This is a genomic window from Parahoeflea olei (assembly GCF_001703635.1).
Lineage (GTDB): Bacteria > Pseudomonadota > Alphaproteobacteria > Rhizobiales > Rhizobiaceae > Hoeflea > Hoeflea olei.
On the sequence record NZ_LQZT01000029.1, the window covers coordinates 1 to 1,135 of the forward strand.

Annotated in this window: 1 protein-coding gene; it reads left to right on the top strand. The window is 64.4% G+C overall.

Annotated features, from left to right (window positions below; genetic code table 11):
- Positions 1–187: 187 nt before the first annotated feature.
- Positions 188–1,117 carry an IS110 family RNA-guided transposase gene (locus tag AWJ14_RS14845; protein WP_066180729.1) on the top strand — a complete coding sequence of 310 codons (930 nt, stop codon included), beginning with the start codon at positions 188–190 and terminating at the stop codon, positions 1,115–1,117.
- Positions 1,118–1,135: the final 18 nt, after the last annotated feature.

The following is a 1,135-nucleotide window of genomic DNA, read 5'->3' on the forward strand; positions in this document are numbered from 1 at the left end:
TTGTAACTTCCCAACCGCCGCATTTGAGGCTGTAATGGCGAGTGCGGTGGCGGATGGAAGACCGAAGTCCCTTTGGGACACCAAGCCCGTGGGAGAGCCAGGGTCTCCGTCCGCCGTTCCATCGAACCCGAACAGTCGCCAGGGCCGCTTGCGCAAGCAAAGTCCGTTTAGGCAAGGATGGGATAAGATGGATATCATCGTGGGAATTGATGTCTCGAAGGATCGCCTGGATGTGCATGTCATGCCGTCGGGCGACAGCTTCTTCGTTTGCAATGATCATGCCGGGATCGATGGCCTGTTGTCGCGGCTCGCCGGGCTCGGCGCCGATGTGGTGGCGCTGGAGGCCACCGGCGGCTTCGAGAACCTGGCGGTCGCCGGGCTTTCGGGTGCCGGCCTTGCCGTCATCGTCGTCAATCCAGCGCAGGTGCGCGCCTACGCCAATGCGCTTGGCCGCAGGGCCAAGACCGATCCGATCGATGCGGCGGTGATCGCAGCCTTTGTGGCCGCGACCAAGCCTGAGATCCGGCCGCTGCGGAATGCCGAAACGCAAGCCCTGTCGGAGCTGGTGGCGCGCCGGCGGCAGATCGTGCAGATGATCGCGGCCGAGGAGAACCGGGAGCGCATGGTGTTGGCAAGGCAGGCGAGGAAGAGCATCCAGCGGCTGCTTGCCGCTCTCAAGCGGGAACTGAAGAGCCTCGATGCCGACCTTGACGACCATATCCGCAAGTCACCGGCGTGGCGGGTGCGCGAGACGCTGCTGACCTCGGTGCCCGGCGTCGGGCCGACAACCGCTCGCACGCTTCTGGCCGAGATGCCGGAACTGGGCCAGCTCGACCGGCGGCAGATCGCATCGCTGGCGGGACTTGCGCCTTGGACCCGGCAATCGGGCAAATGGAAAGGCAAGAGCTTCATCGGCGGCGGCCGGGGCAAGGTGCGGGCCGCCCTGTTCATGGCAGCCCTCGTCGCCAGCCGCTACAACCCCGTGCTCAAGGCATTCAGAGACCGCCTCGTCTCAAGCGGAAAGCCCAAGATCGTCGCCGTCGTCGCCACCATGCGCAAGCTGCTCACCATCCTCAACGCCATCATCCGGGACGAAAAACCATGGCAAAACGCTTGACGAACAAGACAGTCGCTC

Excerpts from the sequence above, each read along its gene's own strand:
- AWJ14_RS14845 (WP_066180729.1), top strand. The coding sequence starts at position 188 with ATGGATATCATCGTGGGAATTGATGTCTCGAAGGATCGCCTGGATGTG.